Annotated in this window: 19 protein-coding genes; 3 read left to right on the top strand and 16 right to left on the bottom strand. The window is 46.9% G+C overall.

Going from position 1 to position 19,836, the window contains the following annotated elements:
- Nucleotides 1–40: 40 nt before the first annotated feature.
- From atpE to LL912_RS16130, 10 genes are all read right to left on the bottom strand, one after another.
- The gene (gene atpE, locus LL912_RS16175) at nt 41–292 is read right to left on the bottom strand and encodes an ATP synthase F0 subunit C (protein WP_067761131.1); all 252 of its coding nucleotides are present in this window, start codon (nt 290–292) and stop codon (nt 41–43) included.
- Nucleotides 293–329: 37 nt separating this feature from the next.
- Nucleotides 330–1,700, bottom strand: coding sequence for a F0F1 ATP synthase subunit A (atpB, locus tag LL912_RS16170; RefSeq protein ID WP_235554618.1), 1,371 nt, complete (start codon nt 1,698–1,700; stop codon nt 330–332).
- A 52-nt stretch (nt 1,701–1,752) separates the two neighbouring features.
- Entirely contained in the window at nt 1,753–2,646 is an 894-nt protein-coding gene (locus LL912_RS16165) for a COG4315 family predicted lipoprotein (protein WP_235554617.1), read from the bottom strand.
- A 32-nt stretch (nt 2,647–2,678) separates the two neighbouring features.
- Nucleotides 2,679–3,578, bottom strand: coding sequence for a DUF5777 family beta-barrel protein (locus tag LL912_RS16160; protein ID WP_235554616.1), 900 nt, complete (start codon nt 3,576–3,578; stop codon nt 2,679–2,681).
- 25 nt (nt 3,579–3,603) lie between these two features.
- Nucleotides 3,604–4,155, bottom strand: a complete 552-nt coding sequence (locus LL912_RS16155) for a YceI family protein (RefSeq protein ID WP_235554615.1) — start codon at nt 4,153–4,155, stop codon at nt 3,604–3,606.
- A 10-nt stretch (nt 4,156–4,165) separates the two neighbouring features.
- Nucleotides 4,166–4,588, bottom strand: a complete 423-nt coding sequence (locus LL912_RS16150) for an OB-fold putative lipoprotein (RefSeq protein WP_235554614.1) — start codon at nt 4,586–4,588, stop codon at nt 4,166–4,168.
- A 10-nt stretch (nt 4,589–4,598) separates the two neighbouring features.
- Nucleotides 4,599–4,982, bottom strand: coding sequence for a hypothetical protein (locus LL912_RS16145; protein WP_235554613.1), 384 nt, complete (start codon nt 4,980–4,982; stop codon nt 4,599–4,601).
- Nucleotides 4,983–5,035: 53 nt separating this feature from the next.
- Complete coding sequence (locus LL912_RS16140) at nt 5,036–6,238, bottom strand: outer membrane beta-barrel protein (RefSeq protein ID WP_235554612.1); 1,203 nt, start codon at nt 6,236–6,238, stop codon at nt 5,036–5,038.
- A complete protein-coding gene (locus LL912_RS16135; protein ID WP_235554611.1) occupies nt 6,231–6,806 on the bottom strand; it encodes an RNA polymerase sigma factor in 576 nt (191 codons plus the stop codon). The genes LL912_RS16140 and LL912_RS16135 overlap by 8 nt, the downstream gene beginning before the upstream one ends.
- Before the next feature lie 147 nt (nt 6,807–6,953).
- Nucleotides 6,954–8,735 carry an ABC transporter ATP-binding protein gene (locus tag LL912_RS16130; RefSeq protein ID WP_235554610.1) on the bottom strand — a complete coding sequence of 594 codons (1,782 nt, stop codon included), beginning with the start codon at nt 8,733–8,735 and terminating at the stop codon, nt 6,954–6,956.
- A gap of 87 nt (nt 8,736–8,822) precedes the next feature.
- On the opposite strand from LL912_RS16130, the gene LL912_RS16125 reads away from it, so the two are divergent.
- A complete protein-coding gene (locus LL912_RS16125; protein WP_235554609.1) occupies nt 8,823–9,515 on the top strand; it encodes an ROK family protein in 693 nt (230 codons plus the stop codon).
- Nucleotides 9,516–9,733: 218 nt separating this feature from the next.
- Here LL912_RS16125 and LL912_RS16120 read toward each other — a convergent pair whose 3' ends face one another.
- Both LL912_RS16120 and LL912_RS16115 read right to left on the bottom strand, forming a co-directional pair.
- Nucleotides 9,734–11,935: a hypothetical protein gene (locus LL912_RS16120; RefSeq protein WP_235554608.1), complete on the bottom strand. Its 2,202-nt coding sequence runs from the start codon at nt 11,933–11,935 to the stop codon at nt 9,734–9,736.
- Between the two features lie 101 nt (nt 11,936–12,036).
- Entirely contained in the window at nt 12,037–14,280 is a 2,244-nt protein-coding gene (locus LL912_RS16115) for a hypothetical protein (RefSeq protein ID WP_235554607.1), read from the bottom strand.
- A gap of 216 nt (nt 14,281–14,496) precedes the next feature.
- Between LL912_RS16115 and LL912_RS16110 the strand changes: the two genes are divergently transcribed.
- Together LL912_RS16110 and LL912_RS16105 are read left to right on the top strand one after the other, a co-directional pair.
- Nucleotides 14,497–15,174, top strand: coding sequence for a response regulator (locus LL912_RS16110; RefSeq protein WP_235554606.1), 678 nt, complete (start codon nt 14,497–14,499; stop codon nt 15,172–15,174).
- 38 nt (nt 15,175–15,212) lie between these two features.
- A complete protein-coding gene (locus LL912_RS16105) occupies nt 15,213–16,262 on the top strand; it encodes a sensor histidine kinase (protein ID WP_235554605.1) in 1,050 nt (349 codons plus the stop codon).
- A gap of 34 nt (nt 16,263–16,296) precedes the next feature.
- On the opposite strand, the gene LL912_RS16100 is transcribed toward LL912_RS16105, so the two are convergent.
- The 4 genes from LL912_RS16100 to pheS all read right to left on the bottom strand — a co-directional run bounded on the left by LL912_RS16100 (nt 16,297) and on the right by pheS (nt 19,248).
- Nucleotides 16,297–16,521, bottom strand: a complete 225-nt coding sequence (locus LL912_RS16100) for a hypothetical protein (protein ID WP_235554604.1) — start codon at nt 16,519–16,521, stop codon at nt 16,297–16,299.
- Between the two features lie 126 nt (nt 16,522–16,647).
- Complete coding sequence (locus LL912_RS16095) at nt 16,648–17,844, bottom strand: beta-ketoacyl-[acyl-carrier-protein] synthase family protein (protein ID WP_235554603.1); 1,197 nt, start codon at nt 17,842–17,844, stop codon at nt 16,648–16,650.
- 9 nt (nt 17,845–17,853) lie between these two features.
- Nucleotides 17,854–18,117, bottom strand: coding sequence for a phosphopantetheine-binding protein (locus tag LL912_RS16090; protein ID WP_090392273.1), 264 nt, complete (start codon nt 18,115–18,117; stop codon nt 17,854–17,856).
- Between the two features lie 90 nt (nt 18,118–18,207).
- The gene (gene pheS, locus LL912_RS16085; RefSeq protein WP_235554602.1) at nt 18,208–19,248 is read right to left on the bottom strand and encodes a phenylalanine--tRNA ligase subunit alpha; all 1,041 of its coding nucleotides are present in this window, start codon (nt 19,246–19,248) and stop codon (nt 18,208–18,210) included.
- Nucleotides 19,249–19,836 lie beyond the last annotated feature (588 nt).

Below are 19,836 nucleotides of genomic sequence, written 5' to 3'. Positions count from 1 at the left end.
TGCGCCAGGTACAGTAATGTTTTGTTTGTGAACGCTGATCTTACTTCAGTACGGCCAATAAACCGGCGATTACCGCAAACAGGGCAACACCCTCGATAAACGCAGCTGTTAAGATCATAGCGCCACGGATGTCGTTAGCAGCTTCGGGCTGACGGGCGATACCTTCAGTAGCGCCTTTACCAATTTGACCGATACCGATACCAGCACCGATTGCAGCAAGGCCAGCGCCTACGGCACCACCAAAGTGAGACCAGCTTCCGCTTACTTCCAACAAAGTGTTCATTAAACTCATGACTCTGATTTTATAATTGATTTAAAATAAAAACGTATTAATGATGGGCAACCACGTCTTCCTCATAATGATGATCACCAATAGCCCCGCCGATAAATACGGCTGTAAGGTTGGTAAAGATATATGCCTGGATGAACGCTACCAGAATTTCAATTAAATAAATGAATACCGCAAAGGCGATCGATACCGGGGTAAACAGTACACCGGCGGTTTTCGACATTTCGGTAAAAATGAATATCAAGCTTACAAAACTCAGGATAATGATGTGTCCTGCGGTCATGTTGGCAAACAAACGGATAATGAGTGCGAAGGGCTTGGTAAATACGCCCAGCAGCTCCACGGGCATCATCAGCAGTTTCACCGGCAGTGGTACGCCCGGGAACCAGAAAATGTGCTGCCAGTAATGCCCGTTTGTGTTGAACAGGATTACAAAGAAGGAAATGATCCCCAGCATTGCTGTAAAGGCAATGTTCCCGGTTACGTTGGCAGCTCCGGGCAGCAATCCGAAAATATTGTTGATCAGGATAAAGAAGAATACCGTTAATAAATAAGGCAGGAACTTCTGGTACTTGGGTCCCAGATTGGGTTTCGCCACATCGTCCCGTACAAAGGTGATCACGGGTTCAATAGCGTTCTGCATGCCTTTAGGAGCAGAGGTAACACCCTGGCCGGTTTTGTATTTTTTTGCCATTGCAGTCAGCAACCATACCAGCACAATCAGCGCAATCAGCATCTGTACTACGTTCTTGGTCATGGAGAAGTCGTACACTTTTACGGTTTCATCCGGGTTTCCGGCTTCGTCTACTGCTACAACCTTGCCATGCTCCAGCTTGTACCCGTTATGCGCTTCTGTTCCATGATGAAAGGCGGACGACATAAACGCACTAAAGCCGCGCTGAGGCGAGTAAAGGATCACCGGCAGGGGAATAGTACCGTGAAATTCAGTTCCATCTGCGTTTTTCAGAGAGAAAAAATGCCATTCATGCGCATCGGCAATGTGATGCAGGATGGCTTCGCCCGGGTTAAATTTTTCTTCAGTAGCAACACCTTCTGTATGCTCCTCATGTTGCGCAAAAACGGATTGTGCCAAAAACACCAAAAAAAGGCTTAAAGCCGCTACCATAAAGGATTTGAACCATTTAAAACCCATACTGCTCTGAAATTTGCGGCAAAGATAAGGCTGAAACAGATAAAAAAGGGAATTTACGAGCGGGTATTTAAAGTTTTTAGCGGTAACCAGATCCCTCTCCTGGTTTTTTTTGATCTGTTCCAATTCGATGACATCGATCTGATATTTGGGGCGGTTTGCGGCTTTTTTGCTGGCGATGAAGTGGTTGATATGGAGAAAAGGCCCTTTAACGCTGTCCGGATTGGGAGCCAGGACCAAAATGAATAAAGCCGCCCTCAATTTTTTTAGAAGACGGCTTTTATATAAACCTATCGAACCTCAGCGTGATGAATTATGGAGCGGGTGCTGCTGCACGGCTTCTTACCACTACCGGCCACCTGGGGTAGCTTACTGAAACTCCTTTATTGAGCCCCATGGTCATATTATCGCCAATGTAGTAATAAAGAGGCCATCCCTTATAAGTCAGTTGTTTGCTTCCGGAAGGGTGGGTAATTACCGTAAAATCGGCCTTATTAAGATAGGAGGGCACCACAATTTTGTCCATTACATAAACCGGCCAGGTACCTAAACAACCAGCTGAAGTACAATTGCTGGTATTTGATTTGTCAATGGTAAAGGCATACAGCGTAATACCCCGCGCATCAGTAAGGTAGCGGGTCTTGCTATTGTTGACGATCAGGGCCAGGGTTGAATCATATTTGTTACCATCGGCACCTACTAACTGCGCGCTGGTAACCGTGATGGTATAATCGGGTTTTGCTACAAACCAGTTATTTCCTACGCCCTCTCCCAAAACCTGGCCGGCGGCTTCCGGGGTATTGGTTCCGTTGGTAACGGGTGCATAATAATATAAAGGCCGCCCTTTATAGGCTAATTGCATGGAAGCTCCGGTGCCAATGGTGTCAAAATCGTTGATATCCAATTCTTTACCTATATTTTGAGCGGTAATGCCTGCAAAGAAGGTAGGCCACAGCGCCTTGCAGCCTGCAGAAACACAGGTATTTATAGTAGCGGAGTCATTGGCAAAAAAGTAAAGGGTCCGGCCGTCTTTGTCTACCAGGTAATCACCAAGTGTAGCATTGTTGGCCAGTTTTACCTGCATTACCGGTGCGGGTGGGGTATAACTATCGTCGCTGGAGCAGCTTCCCATCACCAGCAGGGTGATGAACGCAGCCAGGCAGGGAGTCAGGACATTTTTTTGTGCGTGTGTGTTATAGTATCTCATAATTATTTGTTTTAAGGGTTTAAAAAAACGGATTAAGAACCGGGGTTATTTTTCTTTTTTCCAATGGTAAATACCCGCGACAGGTTGAACCCAAAGCGTATTTCCCCGCTGCCCCAGCTATCGGTGGTATTGGTGATAAAGGCTTTTTCATTCATGCCGGTGGCGTTGGAGAAATGGAGCTGGAACACGTGCCCGCCGGTTTCAATATCAAAACCAAGGGACAGGGGATTTTTATAAATGTCCTTATTTAAGCCGGAAATCACATAATGGTAATCGGCCACGAAGGCGACTCTTTTTGACAGTTTCAGGCGGCCGCCAAATCCTACAGCATAGGTATCATTATCATCGGTACGTTCTGCCACCAGGTTTCGGTGCACATAGGTGGGCGACACCTGGAAGCTGAAGGCTTCCGTAAATTTCCGGCCGATAATGACCTCGCTGTAATAGGCCATCCGGTGTTTCGTGTCGGTGAATGGCGCATCGGCAGCAAATTTCTGCGTGGTAAGCGCGGCACCGGCGGCCAGTACCACGGAAACCGGCGATGCACCTTTACCTCCTGTGGCCTGCTGTATGGGCCGGTATTTAATAAAGCCATCCAGCTCTTTCTCTGCTGTACTACGGCCCACACCAATGGTAAGGTCTTTCCCCAGCCCATAATCAAATCCCATACGCATGGCGGCCTGATCAAGCCCGAAAAATTCCCCAATACCATCGTTAACCCTTCCAAACCGGTGCAGGATGCGCACATCCAGTACATGTTTTCCAATAAATTCGATGGAATGACCATTGATCACCCGGCTCGATTTAAACGCGCCGGTAACATATGTTTTCTGCCCGTTTCCTGTAGAATCGATCAGGTTGAGGAGGTCCTTTTCCTGTGCCTGGATAACAAAGACTGTAAATAGAAAAATCGTTGTTGTTAAATACTTCATAGTAGTTGGGTTTGTGATGGAAGTGTTATTTTAAAACAGCGTAATTACAGGTTACCGATATCATTGCGGTTTTGGCAATTTTGTCGCTGACGATTCCGGGAATTGAAATTTTATAATCTGCAATGGTTACCGGAAATTTTGCCAGGGCTAGAACAGATGTGCCGGAAATCCTTAGAGAACCGGTAGTGGTAATCTCTTTCTTTACGCCGTGGATCTCCAGGGTGCCCCTTACCGTCACCGGGTAATTCCCTGGCTTTTGAAACGAAATTTCCCCCAGGTTAACAATTTTGCCTTTAAATACCGATTTGGGGTATTTGCTGCTTTCCATATAATTTTCATTAAAATGTTCCTGCATCAGCGCGCGGCGGAATTCAAAACCCCTGACCAATACGGCAAATTCGATCCGTCCGGTTGCGGCGTCCAGCACACTGGCTGCGGTTTTATTGGTGGCAATGATATCTTCCAGGGCGGTTCCGGCTTCAAATGAAACGGTGCCGTTTTTTGTAAAATATTTCTGTGCAAATCCTGCTTTTGCCAATACCAGGAGCATACAAAGCGCAAGGGCTGTTTTTTTCATGATAAGAGTTTTATTGAACGATACTGCATTTGTTAAGGATCACATCCATCAGTTTGCCGGTGCATACCCCTTTAATGGTAACCTGTTGACCGGTTTTCAGTTTTTTTACTGCTGCCGCTTCGGTGTCATAAAAACTGCAGGTAACTGAAGTCATGGGATCTCCGCTGTCCAAAAAAACAGTTGCAGCAGTCCCCTGCTCGATTTTTATCTCCTTAACAGCACCGGTAACGGAAACGATTTTATCTGCATATTGCTTTGTGGCATTTGCTTCATCTGCATTGAAGGCCGCCGTTAAACCGGAAGCGGTTATTTCGAATTGCGAGCGGGCCTGCTTTATATCCGGTGGTTTCTTGTTATACAAATACCATCCATAAAGTATCGCAGCTACAACAAGGACGACAACCGCCAATGTAATTTTTTTCCAGGTAGGCATTTTTAAGTATTTAGTTGTTAGGAGTTCCGGAGGAGATCCAACATCTTAAGGTCGCCTTCTGATCGGCGGTAAGGGCGCCTCCTGTTTTCGGCATCCTGCTGTTGACCACCGCAGCATCATTGATAGCGGAAGCCTTGGAAGATATTTGAGCATACGTGATCAGTTCTCCGGGCCCGTTGGTGCTGCCGCTTCCGTGGCAACCGGAATTGGTGGCACAGCGCCCCTGGATAATCGGCAGTACATTCGCTGTAAATTTGGCCTGTACGTTGGAGCAATCATTTCCCTGCGGTGGAGGATTATTAACGGAGTCTTTTTTATCGCCGCCGCAATGGACAGATATCAGGGCCACAAAAGCCAATAGGATCCCTGTAGAAAAAAGGTTCTTTTTTTTCATGATTACAGTTTTTAAGTTGAATAAAAGGATGATATGTTTGTACGCTACTGCATTTACAGATCTTTTTTAATAGAAATCTGGGTACCCACTCCGCCTAAACTCAGGTTGCCATACCCGATCTCACCCATCGGGATTTTTACATAAGGAGCAATCTGTACAGATACATGTTCCCATTTTTGTTCGTAGCCTATGGAAAGATTGGCTACTGCATAAACACTTTTTCCCTTGCCGGAAACATCCCGGTTTATAGACACCGGTCCGTCGCCCCGGTCAAAATCGTAGATATAGCTCTGTTTTACGATCACCGTTGGCGATACGCCGGTACTTACAAAGGCCTTGTTCTTTTTGGAGGCCACCACATCGTACCGGACATTTACCGGCACATCAATCATGGTACAGGAGCCTTCAATATTGGAGACCCTGGAAGATACCGGATTTCCATTGGGGTTGAAATCAGCATTGTTCACGTCATAGGTCATGGATTCATACACCACACCCGATTCTACAGAAAAGCGCGACCCGCCCAGTTTCCGCTGCACCAGCAACCCTGCATTCAGTCCCGGCTTTTTGGATACATCGCCCCGCACCATCCCCAGGTTGGAGCCGGCAATCAGTCCTACCTGCCAGCGGCTGTTGGCGGCTCTGGCAGCGGAAGATCCTTCTGTAAAATATGGGTTATAATTTCCCGGAACAGCCGGATAACCGTTTTCTGCTTTATCGCGCAGCGAAAAATAAGGTTTCCGCTGTATGGTATCAGCCGGGCGATGTTCCCGTTCTGTTTCTGCATTTTTAGCCGCATCAAAAAATACCGGTCCGTTGTTGGCTGCCAGAGAGTCCTTCTTTTCTAAAAGAATCGTTCCGGCCCCCGGTATGGTGGTATTCAAAGAACGAAAATCTTTTCCTTCCTGTTCCGGCACAGGGCCGGTTCGGACCGGCGGAGCGGCTTCTTTTTTAATGATCTCCGGAGCGATGCCGGCAACAGATGCGCTTCCGGTAAGCCCCGGCAGCGGATGCCGCTGAAGGACCCACACCAGCCCGGCCAATGCCAATAGCAGGCAGGCGGCGGCCGGTAGCCAGAAGCGCCGCAATATCAGGAACCGGCGCGGGTTAGTGTTTTTTTCGTTGGGAAGCATTTTCGTTTCATAAAACGCATCCCAAGCACCTTCCGGGGCATCCGGAGGCTGAAAGCGGCTGGCTGCGTCGCGAAAGAGTTTATCTAACGCTTCATCGTCCATATTTGAAAATTTTTTACTCATTTAACTGCTCCAGCATTTCCCTGAGATTTTTACGGGCCTTCATCAGGTTGGATTTTGATGTACCTACCGATATGCCTAATGTTTGTGCGATTTCTTCATGACTGAACCCTTCAATGGCAAATAAGCTGAAGGTGGCCCGGTAAGCCGGGCTTAATTGCTGGATCAGCTTTACCAGATCGAGGTAGGCCAAGTCATCAACCACGTTCCCTGAGGTGTCGATCTCCGGCTGTTCGGAGCCGCCTGCAACCCGTTCTGCCTTTCTTTTTGCAGATTGGTAGTGGTTGATGCTTGTATGGATCATTATTTTTTTTAACCAGCTCATGAAAATTTTTGATAAATGTTCCTGGTTATCGGGCTCCTGAAAATGTACAATACCCCTGAATACCCTAACAAATCCGTCGTTCATTATTTCAAGCGCCTCCTCCCGTGATGCGGTATAGCGCAGGCATACCGAGAGCGCGAATCCAAAGTATTGCTCATACAGCCGCCGCTGCCAGGAGGGTATACCCAACTTACAGCCACCTACCATACTTGACAGGCTATACTCGGTCTTCGGCGGTACTGACAAACACTATGAATAAGGTTACGAAATGGTTTATATATATGAGTACATACAGTAATTTCCGGCGGCGGGTTGCCTCGGTTAGAAATTTTTTTTAAGCGGGGAAATACAGGCAGGTTCAATCAGATGGTAAGATCACCGGAACGCCGTGCATCAGGCAGAAACCTGCCCGGCCTGCTGTTCAAACTGCATTTTGTGTAAACGGGCATAAAACCCGTTCTTTTGCATCAGCTCCTCATGCGTACCCATCTCTGCCAGCACTCCTTTGTCCAGCACAATGATTTTATCTGCCTTGCGGATGGTACTCAGCCGGTGTGCAATAACGATTGAGGTGCGGTCCTTTACAAGCGTTTCTGTAGCTTTCTGGATGAGCAGTTCACTTTCGGTATCAATGGAGGATGTGGCTTCATCCAGGATCAGGATGGAAGGATCATACAACAGCGCCCGGATAAAAGAAAGCAGTTGCCGCTGCCCCAGCGATAATGTGGCCCCCCGCTCCTTAACATTGTAATCGTACCCCCCCGGCAGCCGCATGATAAAATCATGCATATCGATCATTTTAGCCGCCGCGATCACCTGTTCTTTTGAGATATCCGGGTTCCGGAGCGTGATATTGTCCATGACAGATCCGGAGAACAGGAATACATCCTGAAGCACCACCCCAATATTTTTACGAAGATATTCGGGCGATAAGGACTGAATATCCCGGCCGTCTATCCTGATGGTTCCTTGCTGGATGGTATAAAAGCGGTTCAGCAGGTTGGTAATAGTGGTTTTGCCACTGCCGGTATGCCCTACGATGGCGACGGTTTCCCCTTGCCGGATGTGAAAACTCAGGTTTTTGAGTACCCATTTGTCGTCGATATAAGCAAAGGATACTGCTTCAAAATCAACCGTACCGGCCACCCGCTGAGCGGGATCCTGGTATCCTCCGGGTGGTGGCTGGTCCGTATCGGGATTGTCCATTACCGTAAACACCCGGTCGCTGGCAATAATGCCCATCTGCACCGTATTGAATTTATCTGCCAGCATCCGCAACGGGCGAAACAGCAGGTTCAGACAAAGAATGAAAGATACAATCACCCCTTGCTGACCCTGTTTTAAATCCAGCGCTTCACGGGCGGTGTACCATATAATGAGCCCGATAGACAGGGCGAGTACGATCTCAATTACCGGGAAAAAGACGGAATAGGCAAAAATCGAGCGGATGTTGGCATCGCGGTGTTGTTTGTTGATGGTATTGAATTTTTCAAACTCTTTTTTCTCCGCATGAAAGGCCTGTACCACGCTCATGCCAGACAAATGCTCCTGAACAAAGGCATTGAGTGCTGCAACGGCATTGCGTACCTTAAAAAACGAGCGGTTAATGCTTTCCTTAAAATAATAGGTAGCAATGATCATGATCGGAAAAGGGATCAATGCGATCAGGGTCAGCCGCCAGTCGATCCAGAACATATACAGCAACACGCAAAGGATCGAGAGCAGATCGGCGATAATCGGGATCAGGCCATCGGAGAAAATCTCGTTGATCGATTCAATATCATTGATGGTGCGGGTAGTAAGGGTGCCGATGGGCGTACGGTCAAATTGCCGCAGGTTCAGCCGGAGGATCTTTTTGTAGATGGCATCCCGCATATCTTTTACCACTGCTTGTCCCAGCCAGGCTGTAGTAAAGGAAAAAGAAAAGCGCATGGCGGTCTCAATCAGGATAATCACCAGTTGGATCACTGTTACATACACCACCATCCGGGGAACGGAATGGGTTATATAATCATCTACCGTAAGCTGGATCAGCATCGGTCGCACAGGCGTAATAAGGGCCAGGAGGATGGCCAACACAACAGACAGGTAGAATTTTTTCTTATACGGTGCTGCGTATTGAAATACCCGCCTGACTTTCGAAACGTCAAAAAATGCCTTTTTTGAATCTGCCATGAACCTGCAAGATAATTATTCTGGAGACAATTTTTTTTTAAGACCCGCAAACTTATCTATCTTTCATGCTTCTAAAAAGAAAACGATATGGCATCCATCACATTGGCTATTGATATTGGCGGTTCCAAGGTAAAAGGGTGTACCCTCAATGCGCAGGGCGAAATGGTGCAGGATTATATTAAACAACCCACCCCTGTGCCGGCAACACCGGAAAACCTGGTGCATACCATTAAAGAGCTGGTGAAAGATTTCCGCTACGACCAGGTATCCGCCGGCTTTCCCGGTTATGTACGGAATAATATCGTGTATACGGCGCCCAACCTGGGCTCCCAGTACTGGAATAAAGTAGACCTGGCAGCCCTTCTCTCAAAGGCCTTGGGTAAACCGGCAAGGGTGGTGAATGATGCAGATATGCTGGGGCTGGGCTGTATTGCCGGCAAGGGGTTTGAGATGATGATTACCCTGGGCACCGGCTTTGGAACGGCGTTCTTTCTGGATGGAAAGCTGTTGCCGCACCTGGAAATCGGGCAACATCCCTGTATTAATAACAAAACCTATGATCAGTATATTGGTCAGCGGGCCTACGACGACCTGGGTAAGAAGGAATGGAACAAGCGGCTGCAGACGGTATTAAAAATATTGCAGACCACTTTTAATTATGATCATTTGTTCATCGGAGGGGGACTGGCCAAAAAAATAACGCTTGATTTGAAGGAAAATATGACCATCGTTTCCAATATCGATGGCATTGATGGTGGCGTGCAGTTGTGGAAACAATAGTTTGTTTCAGGGTAGCATTCAAAGTTTCAGACATGCCCGCCGTGACGGGTTAGATCCGTTTATGCCTGGAGTAAGCTGCTCAATTCACGGATCGTACCATCTTTTACAGAAATGAGATAGGTCGTTGAGCAGGAACGGCATCTCCATTTTTACATTTAATATTTTGCATTGGTTATTTTACATTCCCAAAGGGAGCAGTTCCAAAGCGGTACGAACTCCTAAATATCCTCTTCGCCGGTTTCTTTTTTATAGGCTTTGATGAATAAAGCGCCCAGGTTTTTATATGGAGGAATGTAGTCTTCCATTCCGGTAATATGCGCTGCTGCCCTAAACTCTTTCCAGAAGGGAATCCAGTCGATATCTTTTTTATTCCTCAATGTTTCCAGGAAAATCCGGATAAAGGGCAGGTTGATATCCCTGTAACCTGTTTGTTTTGATGAAATGATATGTGCGTCGGACGACCTTCTTAAAATAGAATCGATCAGGTTAAAACCACCGCAGGAGCCCATAAATACCACCCGGTTGGTGGGGCTTACATAGCCTACGCTGGTCATGGCATGGTAGCTATGCCCCCGGTGAAAGGTAACAGTAGGTGACTGGTTATTTTTCTCAAGGTATTCCTCCATTGCTGTTTGCGCCACATAATCCTGGTCGTCTTCATTGGGCAGGGGCCGGTTGGCATATACATAAACCGGAACGCCGCTGGTAGTTTTTGCCACCACGAACTTGCTGTTGCTCTGGTCTACCTTCCATTTGGGATCATTGGCAAATGTGCGCACGAAAATGTCAAAGTCCATTCTGCCGTCCTCATCTCCGTAAAAGAACATTTGGGTGATCACTTCTCCTTTTTCATTGGTAAGATTCGAAAAAGGCACCATATAAACCGGAGGAATACCCAGTTCTTTTGTAAGGTCGATATTATTTGCCGGGTTGGCCGACATAAACAGTTTTGAAAGAATGGTATAAATAGCAATACCACGTTGATTGCCGCTGCGCCGGTTTATTTCCAGGTTTCTTTTGATATTAGCCAGCATCTGCCGGGCCAGGTCGGGCAGGGTTTCATAAAGACTGGCATAGGAATCTGCCACATCCACGCCGTCTTCCAGGCCTTTTGATTTTTCCAGTCCGCTGGCAAAAGCCGTCATCAGGTCACGGGCGTGTGCTTCACTTTTAAAAGTGGTGAAAAAATTCTTAAGGGTATTATAGGAGGCTGCCTGGCTGATGAATTTCCGGTAATGATCAAAAGTGACGCTTACCAGCAGCGAATCGCCCCGGTTGTTGATTTTGCTCATCATCAGGGGATATACACCGCTTACATAACTGCTGGTATAGATCAGCCCATCCGTTAATACGGCCAGGTAGTACAGTTCCTGCGCATTCAGCGGTTGCAAACATTTAAAGCGAACGGCATTCGGCGACTCATGCAAACCATTAATTTCAGAAACAAAATCTTCCGCAGCCTTTCGCTCCAGGCGTTTGGTAAGCTCGGCGTATCCAATGGCCGTGTCTCCGGCAAGCGCCCGTTTTGTGTAATCGATTTGCGTATTTACCAACAGGCGGTAATATTTATAGCGGTCATCCTTGGCGGCATCCAGCTGGGCGGTTGTGATCTTCCCTTTTACCAGATTGTCCAGGAAAGGAAAATAGATCTGCCCGCTTTTTTGCTGGGACAAGGCAACCACCGTTTTTACAAATTCATCGTTTTGTATAGACCGGATCTTATAGCCCAGTTTGTTATTGGCCTGGGCATAAGAGTATAGCTGCTCGGGGAACTGTTTCCCAACGGCTTTGATCAGGCTGTCTGCTGCAGGCGCATCCGGGTAGTCTGTAAGCGCTGCAAAAGTTTTATGAGGATATTGGGTACAATATTTTACCAGCAGGATATCCTTTATTTGTTTATAACTGGGGTTTTCGTCAAAAATACGGGGCAGGGTGGCGGTGTACACAATATCGTAGGGGAAATACGATACATAAGGCACCAGCGATTCTTTTTTCTGATTGGCGTCGATCAGTTTTTTATAAAGTGCAATGATCTGGTCAAAATGAGTCGGTCGTACCTCTTTTTTCAACCATCCGGTACGCATATGGCTTAAAATAGCCACTAATCCGGAAAGATAGCCGGTTTTCATCCGATTATCAATGCTGGGATCGGTTTCAATTTGATACTGGAGCCAATCTACCTTTGTGGTAATCGCCTTCGTGGCAATCTGGCTGGCACTTTCATTATTGTCGATGGTAAAGCTGTCGTTGGCCTTGCCATCACTGCCCAGCAACAGTTTCTGCTGCTTGTTCACATTGTCGTGAGCAAGCTGCCGGGTAATGGGAACGGTGTATTCGGGTATATTCCCATTTTCGGTCTGTGAAAATGCCTGGGTTACGGATGCCACTACCAATCCTAAAACAAAAGCCGATCTTTTCATAAAAAAACGTACTAAAAATTCATGCGATGCGCAAAACTACCCCCTTTTTGTACAGGAAGGGAGCTTACGCTGATCTTTTAACAAAACCAAGACGCAAAAAATCAGATATCGGTTTCCCCGGTTTCTTTTTTATAGGCTTTTATGAAAATGGCTCCCAGGTTTTTATAAGGAGGGATATAATCTTCAAACCCCGGAACATTAGCCCGGCCTTTAAATTCCTTCCAGAAGGGGATCCATTCGATATCCTTTCCTGTACGGAGCTTCTCTGTTAACAATAAAAAGAAGGGTTTGTTGATGGCCGTTTTTCCGATCTGTTTGGAAGCGATGATATGGGCATCTTCCGATTTCCTTAAAATGGAGTCGATGAGGTTAAAACCACCGCAGGAGCCCATAAAAACCAGTTTTGAAGTAGGCGACATATAGTCGATGGTTGTGGGTGCGTAGTAACTATGCCCCCGGTGAATGGTTACCGTAGGAAAAAGCTCATGCTCTTCCAGATAGGCATTCAATGCCCGCTGGGCTTTATCATCCTCGCCCTTTGTTTCATCCAGCGGCCGGTTGGCATAAATGGAAACCGGGTTGCCTTTGGTGGATTTGATCACTACCCATTGCTTGTTGCTGCGATCGATCTTCCAGTTGGAGGGGTTAAACATATTCAGAAAGCCGTTGAAAATATTGCGCCCATCCTGGTCGCCATAAAAGAATACCTGGCTGATCACTTCGCCTTTTTCGTTTGCCAGCGAGCCAAAGCTGATATCATACACTGGTGGAATGTGTAATTCCTTGGTCAGATCAATATGATTGGAGGAGTCCGCGGAAAGAAAAAGATTGTTGAGGATACTGTAAATGGCTACCCCTTTCTGGTTGCCCGCCTGTTTGTTACGGTCCAGGTTTGCCTTTACATCGTTCAGCATTTGGCTGGCCAGGTCCGGAAGGGTTTCGTAAACGCTCGCGTACGAGTCCGCCACATCCACTCCGTCTTCCAGTCCTTCTGTTTTTTCCAGGTTGCTCACAAAGGAGGTCATCAGTTTTTTCGTGTCTTCTTTATCGGCGAATGTGCTGAGGAAATTTTTGAGGGTATTATAGGAGGCTGCCTGGCTGATAAATTTGCGATAATGATCAAAGTTGAGGTTTTTCAGCAATTCGTCGCCTCTGTTGCGGGCTTTCCGCATCATCAGCGGATATACACCATTGGTATAGCTGCTGGTATAGATCAATCCGTTGGTAAGTACTGCCACGTAGTACAGTTCTTCTGCGCTCAGCGGTTGCAGGACGCGGAAACGGATGGCATCCGGCCGTTCATGCAACCCGTTGATAGGGGCTACAAATTCGTCTTTGGCCTTTTGTTCCAGTTTACTTAAAAGGCTGCGGTAGCCGATGGCCGTATCGCCTGCCGATGCCCGCCTGGAGTATTCGATCTGGGTTTTTACCAACAGACGGAAATATTTTACGGGATCATCTTTTACAGCATCGATATCCCTGATGGTCAGTTTTTCAGAAGAGATGAGGTCCAGGAACGGAAAATAGAATTGCCCGCTTTTGTTATCGCTTCGCGCCATACCCACAATGCTTTTGATCAGCGCATCGTCTTCAATATTCTGGATCTTATAGCTAAGTTTATTATTGGCCTGGGCGTAATCGTACAATTGCTGGGGGTATTTATGCGCCATTACCCGTATCAGACTGTCGGCATAGGGCGATTCGGGGTTGGTTCTCAGCGAGGCAAAGGTTTTGTGCGGATACCGCTCGCTTAATTTCAGCAGGAGCACATCCCGGGTGTCCTTATAGCCAACATTGTCCTTAAAAACCCGCGGCAGAATGGCCGTGTAAGCAACATCATAGGGAAGATGGTCGATTACGGGGGCTATGGACCGTTTGTTGCGGTCGGCTTCAATACATTTTTTATAGGTGGCAATGATCTGCGGCAGGTAGGCGGCATCTACTTCACCCCGTCTCCAGCCGGTTTTTATATACCGGAGGATCTCCGAAAGGCCGGAAAGATAATTTGCTTTAAGTCGTTGATCCATAGTTGGATCTGTCTCTATTTCATACTGCAGCCAGTCTACCCGTTTCATCGCCGCATCGCTCACCGCGGCGTTTACCTGTCCATCTGCAGAAACGTTCAGTTGGGCGTCCGCCTTACCATCACTGGCCATTAATGCTTTTTGGTCGGCATCTACCGTTTCATGAAGCTTTAACCGGATCATGGCAGGCGTATAGGCCGGAACGGTATCCACCACCTCAACAGGGGTCAGCTCCCGCTTTTTTTTTCTTTTGGATCTTCTTTGTGCATCTGCCTGCACCGATAACAACAGCAGTAAAAGGAACGGTAAAAGCTTCTTCATATACATTAAGTCACAAGTTACATAGCCTGGGTAAGAATATTTGGTTAAAAATCATGCAAAATTTATACCATGATATCCGGCAGGCAAAACCAGGCGGATTTCAACGTAATTTTATGATGATGATTAGATTAATTTATTATTAACTCTCTGTAACCGGCTCGCGGAAAAGCCATATATCAAAAAAATACGGTTAGGTTTGCTTTAAATTTCTGTTAAATGGATAATAAAGGGTATAAAATTCTCGTTGCGGATGACGAACCCGACATCCTCGACATTTTATCTTATAACCTGATAAAAGAGGGCTACGATGTAACCACTGCCAAGGATGGCGAGGAGGCCATTGACCTGGCAAACAAGGTGAAACCACATCTGATCATCCTGGATATGATGATGCCGAAGAAAACCGGTGTGCAGGTATGCCAGGTGTTGCGGGCCCAATCGGCTTTCAAAGACACTCTGATCATGTTTCTTACAGCACTGAATGATGAATCTACGCAGATCCGCGGACTGGAAACCGGTGCGGATGATTATGTAAATAAACCGGTGAGCCCGAAAGTGCTGTTAAGCCGGGTGAGTGCGCTCTTGCGCCGCATTCATAAAGAAGATAATAAAGTGATCAAGGTAGGACCGGTAACCATCGATCCCGAGAAATTTGTGGTGCTGAATGGAGACAAGGAGATCATCCTGGCAAAAAAAGAGTTTGAATTGCTGTACCTGCTGGCCTTAAAGCCCGGCCGCGTGTTTTTGAGGAACGAGATCCTGAACGCGATCTGGGGCAATGATGTAATCGTGGGCGACCGAACCATTGATGTGCACATCCGGAAAATACGGCAAAAGCTGGAGCTGGATTGCATTACAACGGTAAAAGGGGTGGGCTACAAATTTGAAGTGTAGCCGATATCGATTTCCGGAATGATTTTAATGGATTGAGCATGTTTGACCCGAAGAACCTTTCACCAAGAAAATTATCTTTTTACACGGCATTGGGTCTGGCAGCTCCCATCAGCCTGATCGATTATGTATTTGAACAAAAATGGCAGCCTGCCGTAGCGTCATTTTTCGTGGTGCTTATCGGCGGGTTCCTGCTGGTGAGTTTTGTGCTGGAACGGTTCATCTACCGGAAGATCAAGGTTATTTACAAGTTCATTTACCAAACCAAGGCCACCCGGCGGCAGGAAACCTATTACAAATACATTCTTCCCAAAAAAAGCCTGGATGAAGTAGCGGTGGATGTGGAGACCTGGGCACAAGAAAATCAACAGAAAGTGGCCACGCTTCAGGCCAATGAAGAGTTCAGACGTGAATTCCTGCAAAATCTTTCCCATGAATTCAAAACCCCCGTGTTTGCTATCCAAAGCTATGTGGAAACACTTCTGGCCGGCGATATGGTAGACCCGGTGATCAGCCGGAAATTCCTGGAAAAAACAGCTACGAATGTGGAGCGGCTCACCAACCTGTTGCAGGACCTGGATGAGATCTCCAGCCTGGAGCGCGGGGAAATTACTATTGTAAAACGGAATTTTATTATACAGGACCTGTTGAAGGATTCCTTTGAAGGAATTTCGATAAAAGCAGAACAGAAGAACATCCATTTCAGTATTAAAAAAGGCTGTGAGGCGCCGATTATGGTGAATGCCGACAAGGAAAAGATCCGGCAGGTGGTGATTAACCTCCTGGAGAATGCGATTAAGTACGGAAAAATAAATGGCAGCATCAAGGCTGGAATCTATAAAACCGATGATAAGCGGATCTTGGTGGAGATCAGCGACGATGGGGTTGGGATTGCTGAAAAAAGCCTGCCCCGGATCTTTGAACGGTTTTTCCGTACCGAAACCGGTCGCAGTATGGATGTTACAGGCAGCGGGTTAGGCCTGGCGATCTGCAAGCACATTATTGAAGCCCATCAGCAAACCATCCACATCCGCAGCACGGAGGGGGTAGGTACTACCATAGGGTTTACCCTGGCGGCGAAGAAGGATTGACGGATAATTTGAAATTTGAGAATGTGAAAATGATTCAGCTGATCTTTTTCGTTACCTGCTTTACATAGGTAGCAGAAACCCGGGCCAGAGCTGCAATTTTAGGTATGTCAAAATCGGTATGGGTAAGAAGGCTCACCACGAATTCGAAATTTCGTTCTTCCCGGCCCTTTTCTTCGCCAATGCTGATGCCTTCTTCCCGTGCATAACTCAGCACATTGGCCTGGTCCCATTTATGTTTTAAGCGCTTATCGTGAAGCATCTTTTCCTCTTTTGTAAGGTTACTGTATTCAGCAATATGAAAAAAGCTTCTGAAAGATTGTTTTTCGCAGGAATACCGGGATTTTTTTTCATTTTGCCCAATACAAGGGAATCGCTCTATCCGGGTTTACCGATATTGCCCGAAGATCAGGGAACTGCAATTACCTCCAAATCCAAATGAATTGGACATTACATAATGGAGGGAGCGTTTTTCGTAAGCCTGCACCGGGATAAGCCCGGTTTTTTCAATGGGGGTTTCAAAGTTCAGGGATGGGTATATTTCCTGGTGGTGCAGATTGAGAATGCTATAAATGGCTTCTACCGCACCGGCGGCTCCCAGCGTGTGGCCGGTATAAGATTTGGTGCTGGCAAAGGCTGGCACCTTGTCAAACAAACGCAGCATGGCTACGCTTTCCGTTTCATCATTGTTTTCAGTAGCCGTTCCATGCGCATTGATAAAATCAATGTCGTCCGGCTGCAGGCCTGCGGTTTGCAAAGCTTCCTGCATGCAAAGAAAGGGGCCGTCGGCATTTTCTGAGGTGGAAGAAGGGTGATAGGCATCATTGCTGTTGCCATATCCCTTTAGTTCGGCGTAGACCTTTTGGGAGGGTGCAATGTTTTCCTCTTTTTCCAAAATGATAAACGCTCCGGCCTCGCCCAGGTTCAGGCCTTTCCGGGCCACATCAAAAGGCCGGCAGGGGGCATCGGAGAGGATCATCAGCGCATTGAACCCGTTAATGGTAAATTTCGCAAGACTATCGGTACCCCCTACAATCGCGCGTTCAGCCAGTCCGTTCTGCAGCAGGCGCGCCCCGTACATAATAGCATTGGCCGAAGAAGAGCAAGCCGTATTGAAGGTATTGACGATACCGCCGATATTAAAAAAAGATTGAAGAAACAGGGTGCTGGCGCTGTTTGAATAAGACGAGAGGTAAGGGCTGCCGGTAGGCACAGGCGCGTTGGCATCGGCATACATATGATCCGTCAGACACATGCCCCCCACAGTACTGGCGCTGATCAGCGCTGTGGAATGTTTACGCAGTTCCTGTTCGGAAAGCTGTGCATCGTCAATTGCCTCCTTTAACGCATGTAAAGCTATCAGATCAGTACGGGTAACCTGTGGTTGGGTTATGGGCATCAAACCGGCCAGCACTTCCGTACTTTGTTTTATTTCACCGAAAGGAAGCAGGGAGGTATATCTCGATTGCAAAAACGAAGCCTTTTCAATACCAGAGTGCGCTTCTGTAAGCGATTTCCGGTTTGCTGCCACCGTATTGCCGATTGAGGAAATAAGCCCGACGCCTGTAACTAAAATCCTGCCCAAAACGGAATTTTATTTTGTACGATGCTGTTCGATATAATCCACCATTGTATTAACGGTAGTTAAGATTTTCCTTCCTTCTTTGGGGTCCTGGATATTAATACCATATTCACGGGAAAGCATCACGATCAGTTCAATGGAATCAATGGAGTCCAGTCCGAGGCCTTCTCCAAACAAGGGCTCTTCATCCTTGATATCTTCAGGTTTTACATTATTCAGGTTTAAAAACTTAATAATCTGTTCTTTTACCTGCTGTTTCAGTTGTTCTTTTTCCATTGTTATGAGTTCTATATAATAGTTATCAAAAATAAGTATCACGGATGGTTGTACCCACCGGTTTTCTTAAAAGATGCGGGGCAATGCCTATTACGTTGCGGCCGTAAACTGTTTTAGAAAACGCACATCGTTTTCACTGAACAGGCGGATATCGTTGATGCCGTATTTTAACATTGCAGGCCGTTCTACACCCATACCAAAGGCGAAGCCCGTGTATTTTTCGGGATCGATATTACAGTTCCGCAATACGTTGGGATGCACCATACCACAACCTAGGATTTCCACCCATCCCGTTTTTTTACAAATATTACATCCTTTGCCCCCGCAAATAAAGCAGCTGACATCCATTTCGGCGCTGGGCTCGGTAAAGGGAAAATAAGAGGGGCGGAACCGCACCCGTACATCTTTACCATACATTTCGCGTACGAAGAAATAAAGGGTTTGCTTCAGATCAGCAAAAGATACATTCTCGTCAATATACAATCCTTCTACCTGGTGAAAAAAGCAATGGCTGCGCGCGCTGATGGTTTCATTCCGGTATACCCTTCCCGGGCAGATTACGCGGATCGGAAGTTTTCCTTTTTCCATCTCCCGGATCTGGGTATTGCTGGTATGGGTACGCAGCAGCCAGTCAACCGCGGTATTTTCACCGGCATCTACATAAAAAGTATCCTGCATGTCGCGCGCAGGGTGGTGTGCCGGCATATTCAGGGCGGTAAAGTTGTGCCAGTCATCTTCGATCTCGGGGCCTTCAGCTACGGCAAATCCGAGTCGCTGAAAAATGGAAATGATCTTATGACGCATCAGGGAAATAGGATGACGGCTGCCCAGGGGAACGGCATCGCCCGGCAGGGAAAGATCCGGCCGGGACTGATCTGCTGCGCCGGCACCGGCTGTTTCTTTCAGTTCGGCATACTTCTGCTCAGCAAATAGTTTAAATTCATTCAGCAGCTGCCCCGCTTCCTTCTTTTGTTCTACGGGTACATGTTTCATTTCAGCCATTGCTTCTTTTACCCGGCCTTTGGAACCGAGCCATTGAATGCGGAATGCTTCCGCAGCCTGTTCGCCGGAGCCGGAGAAAGCGGCAATTTCCTGTTTATAAGCGTCTAATTTTTGAATCAAATCCTGCATAGCGGGCAAAGATAACTAAAATGAAGGAGGCAGGATACCGGTAATTTTGGGGAGATGAAACCATTTTTTGTGGCCGGGGATCATCTGGCTGATACCGCGGGCAACGGGCCTGGTTCCTGCATGTGTTTCGGTTTTTCGGTATAATAAAATGGCGTAAGTTGATGTTGAAAACAGGTGAATCACTAAAAGATGAAAACATCATGCAATTAACTGTTATTCAGCAAAGCATATATGAAATAAGAGGTTTGCGCGGCAGATGGATTACAATCCTGCCGATCTATATCAGTTGAAACCAAATGATTGAAAGGAGCTGTAAAAAGTAAATATAGTATCTGCAAATTGATTGCTGCTTGGGGTACTATATAAACGGTAAGCATACAATTACCGCCAATAAAAAAGTCTTACAATATTGCTTGTAAGACTTTTTAAAAGCTGTAGGGGGAGGGCTCGAACCTCCACGAGGCAGTTAGCCGCAACACAAATTCCGTGGTGGTCAACCCCGGTCGGTCCCAACCGAAATCGGAACCGGCTCTATGCTGTGTTTATCCTGGACTCCTCACCCCCGAGACAAGAGGGCATGTCTGCCAA

It is taken from the genome of Niabella agricola, from assembly GCF_021538615.1.
Taxonomy (GTDB): domain Bacteria; phylum Bacteroidota; class Bacteroidia; order Chitinophagales; family Chitinophagaceae; genus Niabella; species Niabella agricola.
This window is presented reverse-complemented; position numbering and strand designations above follow the sequence as displayed.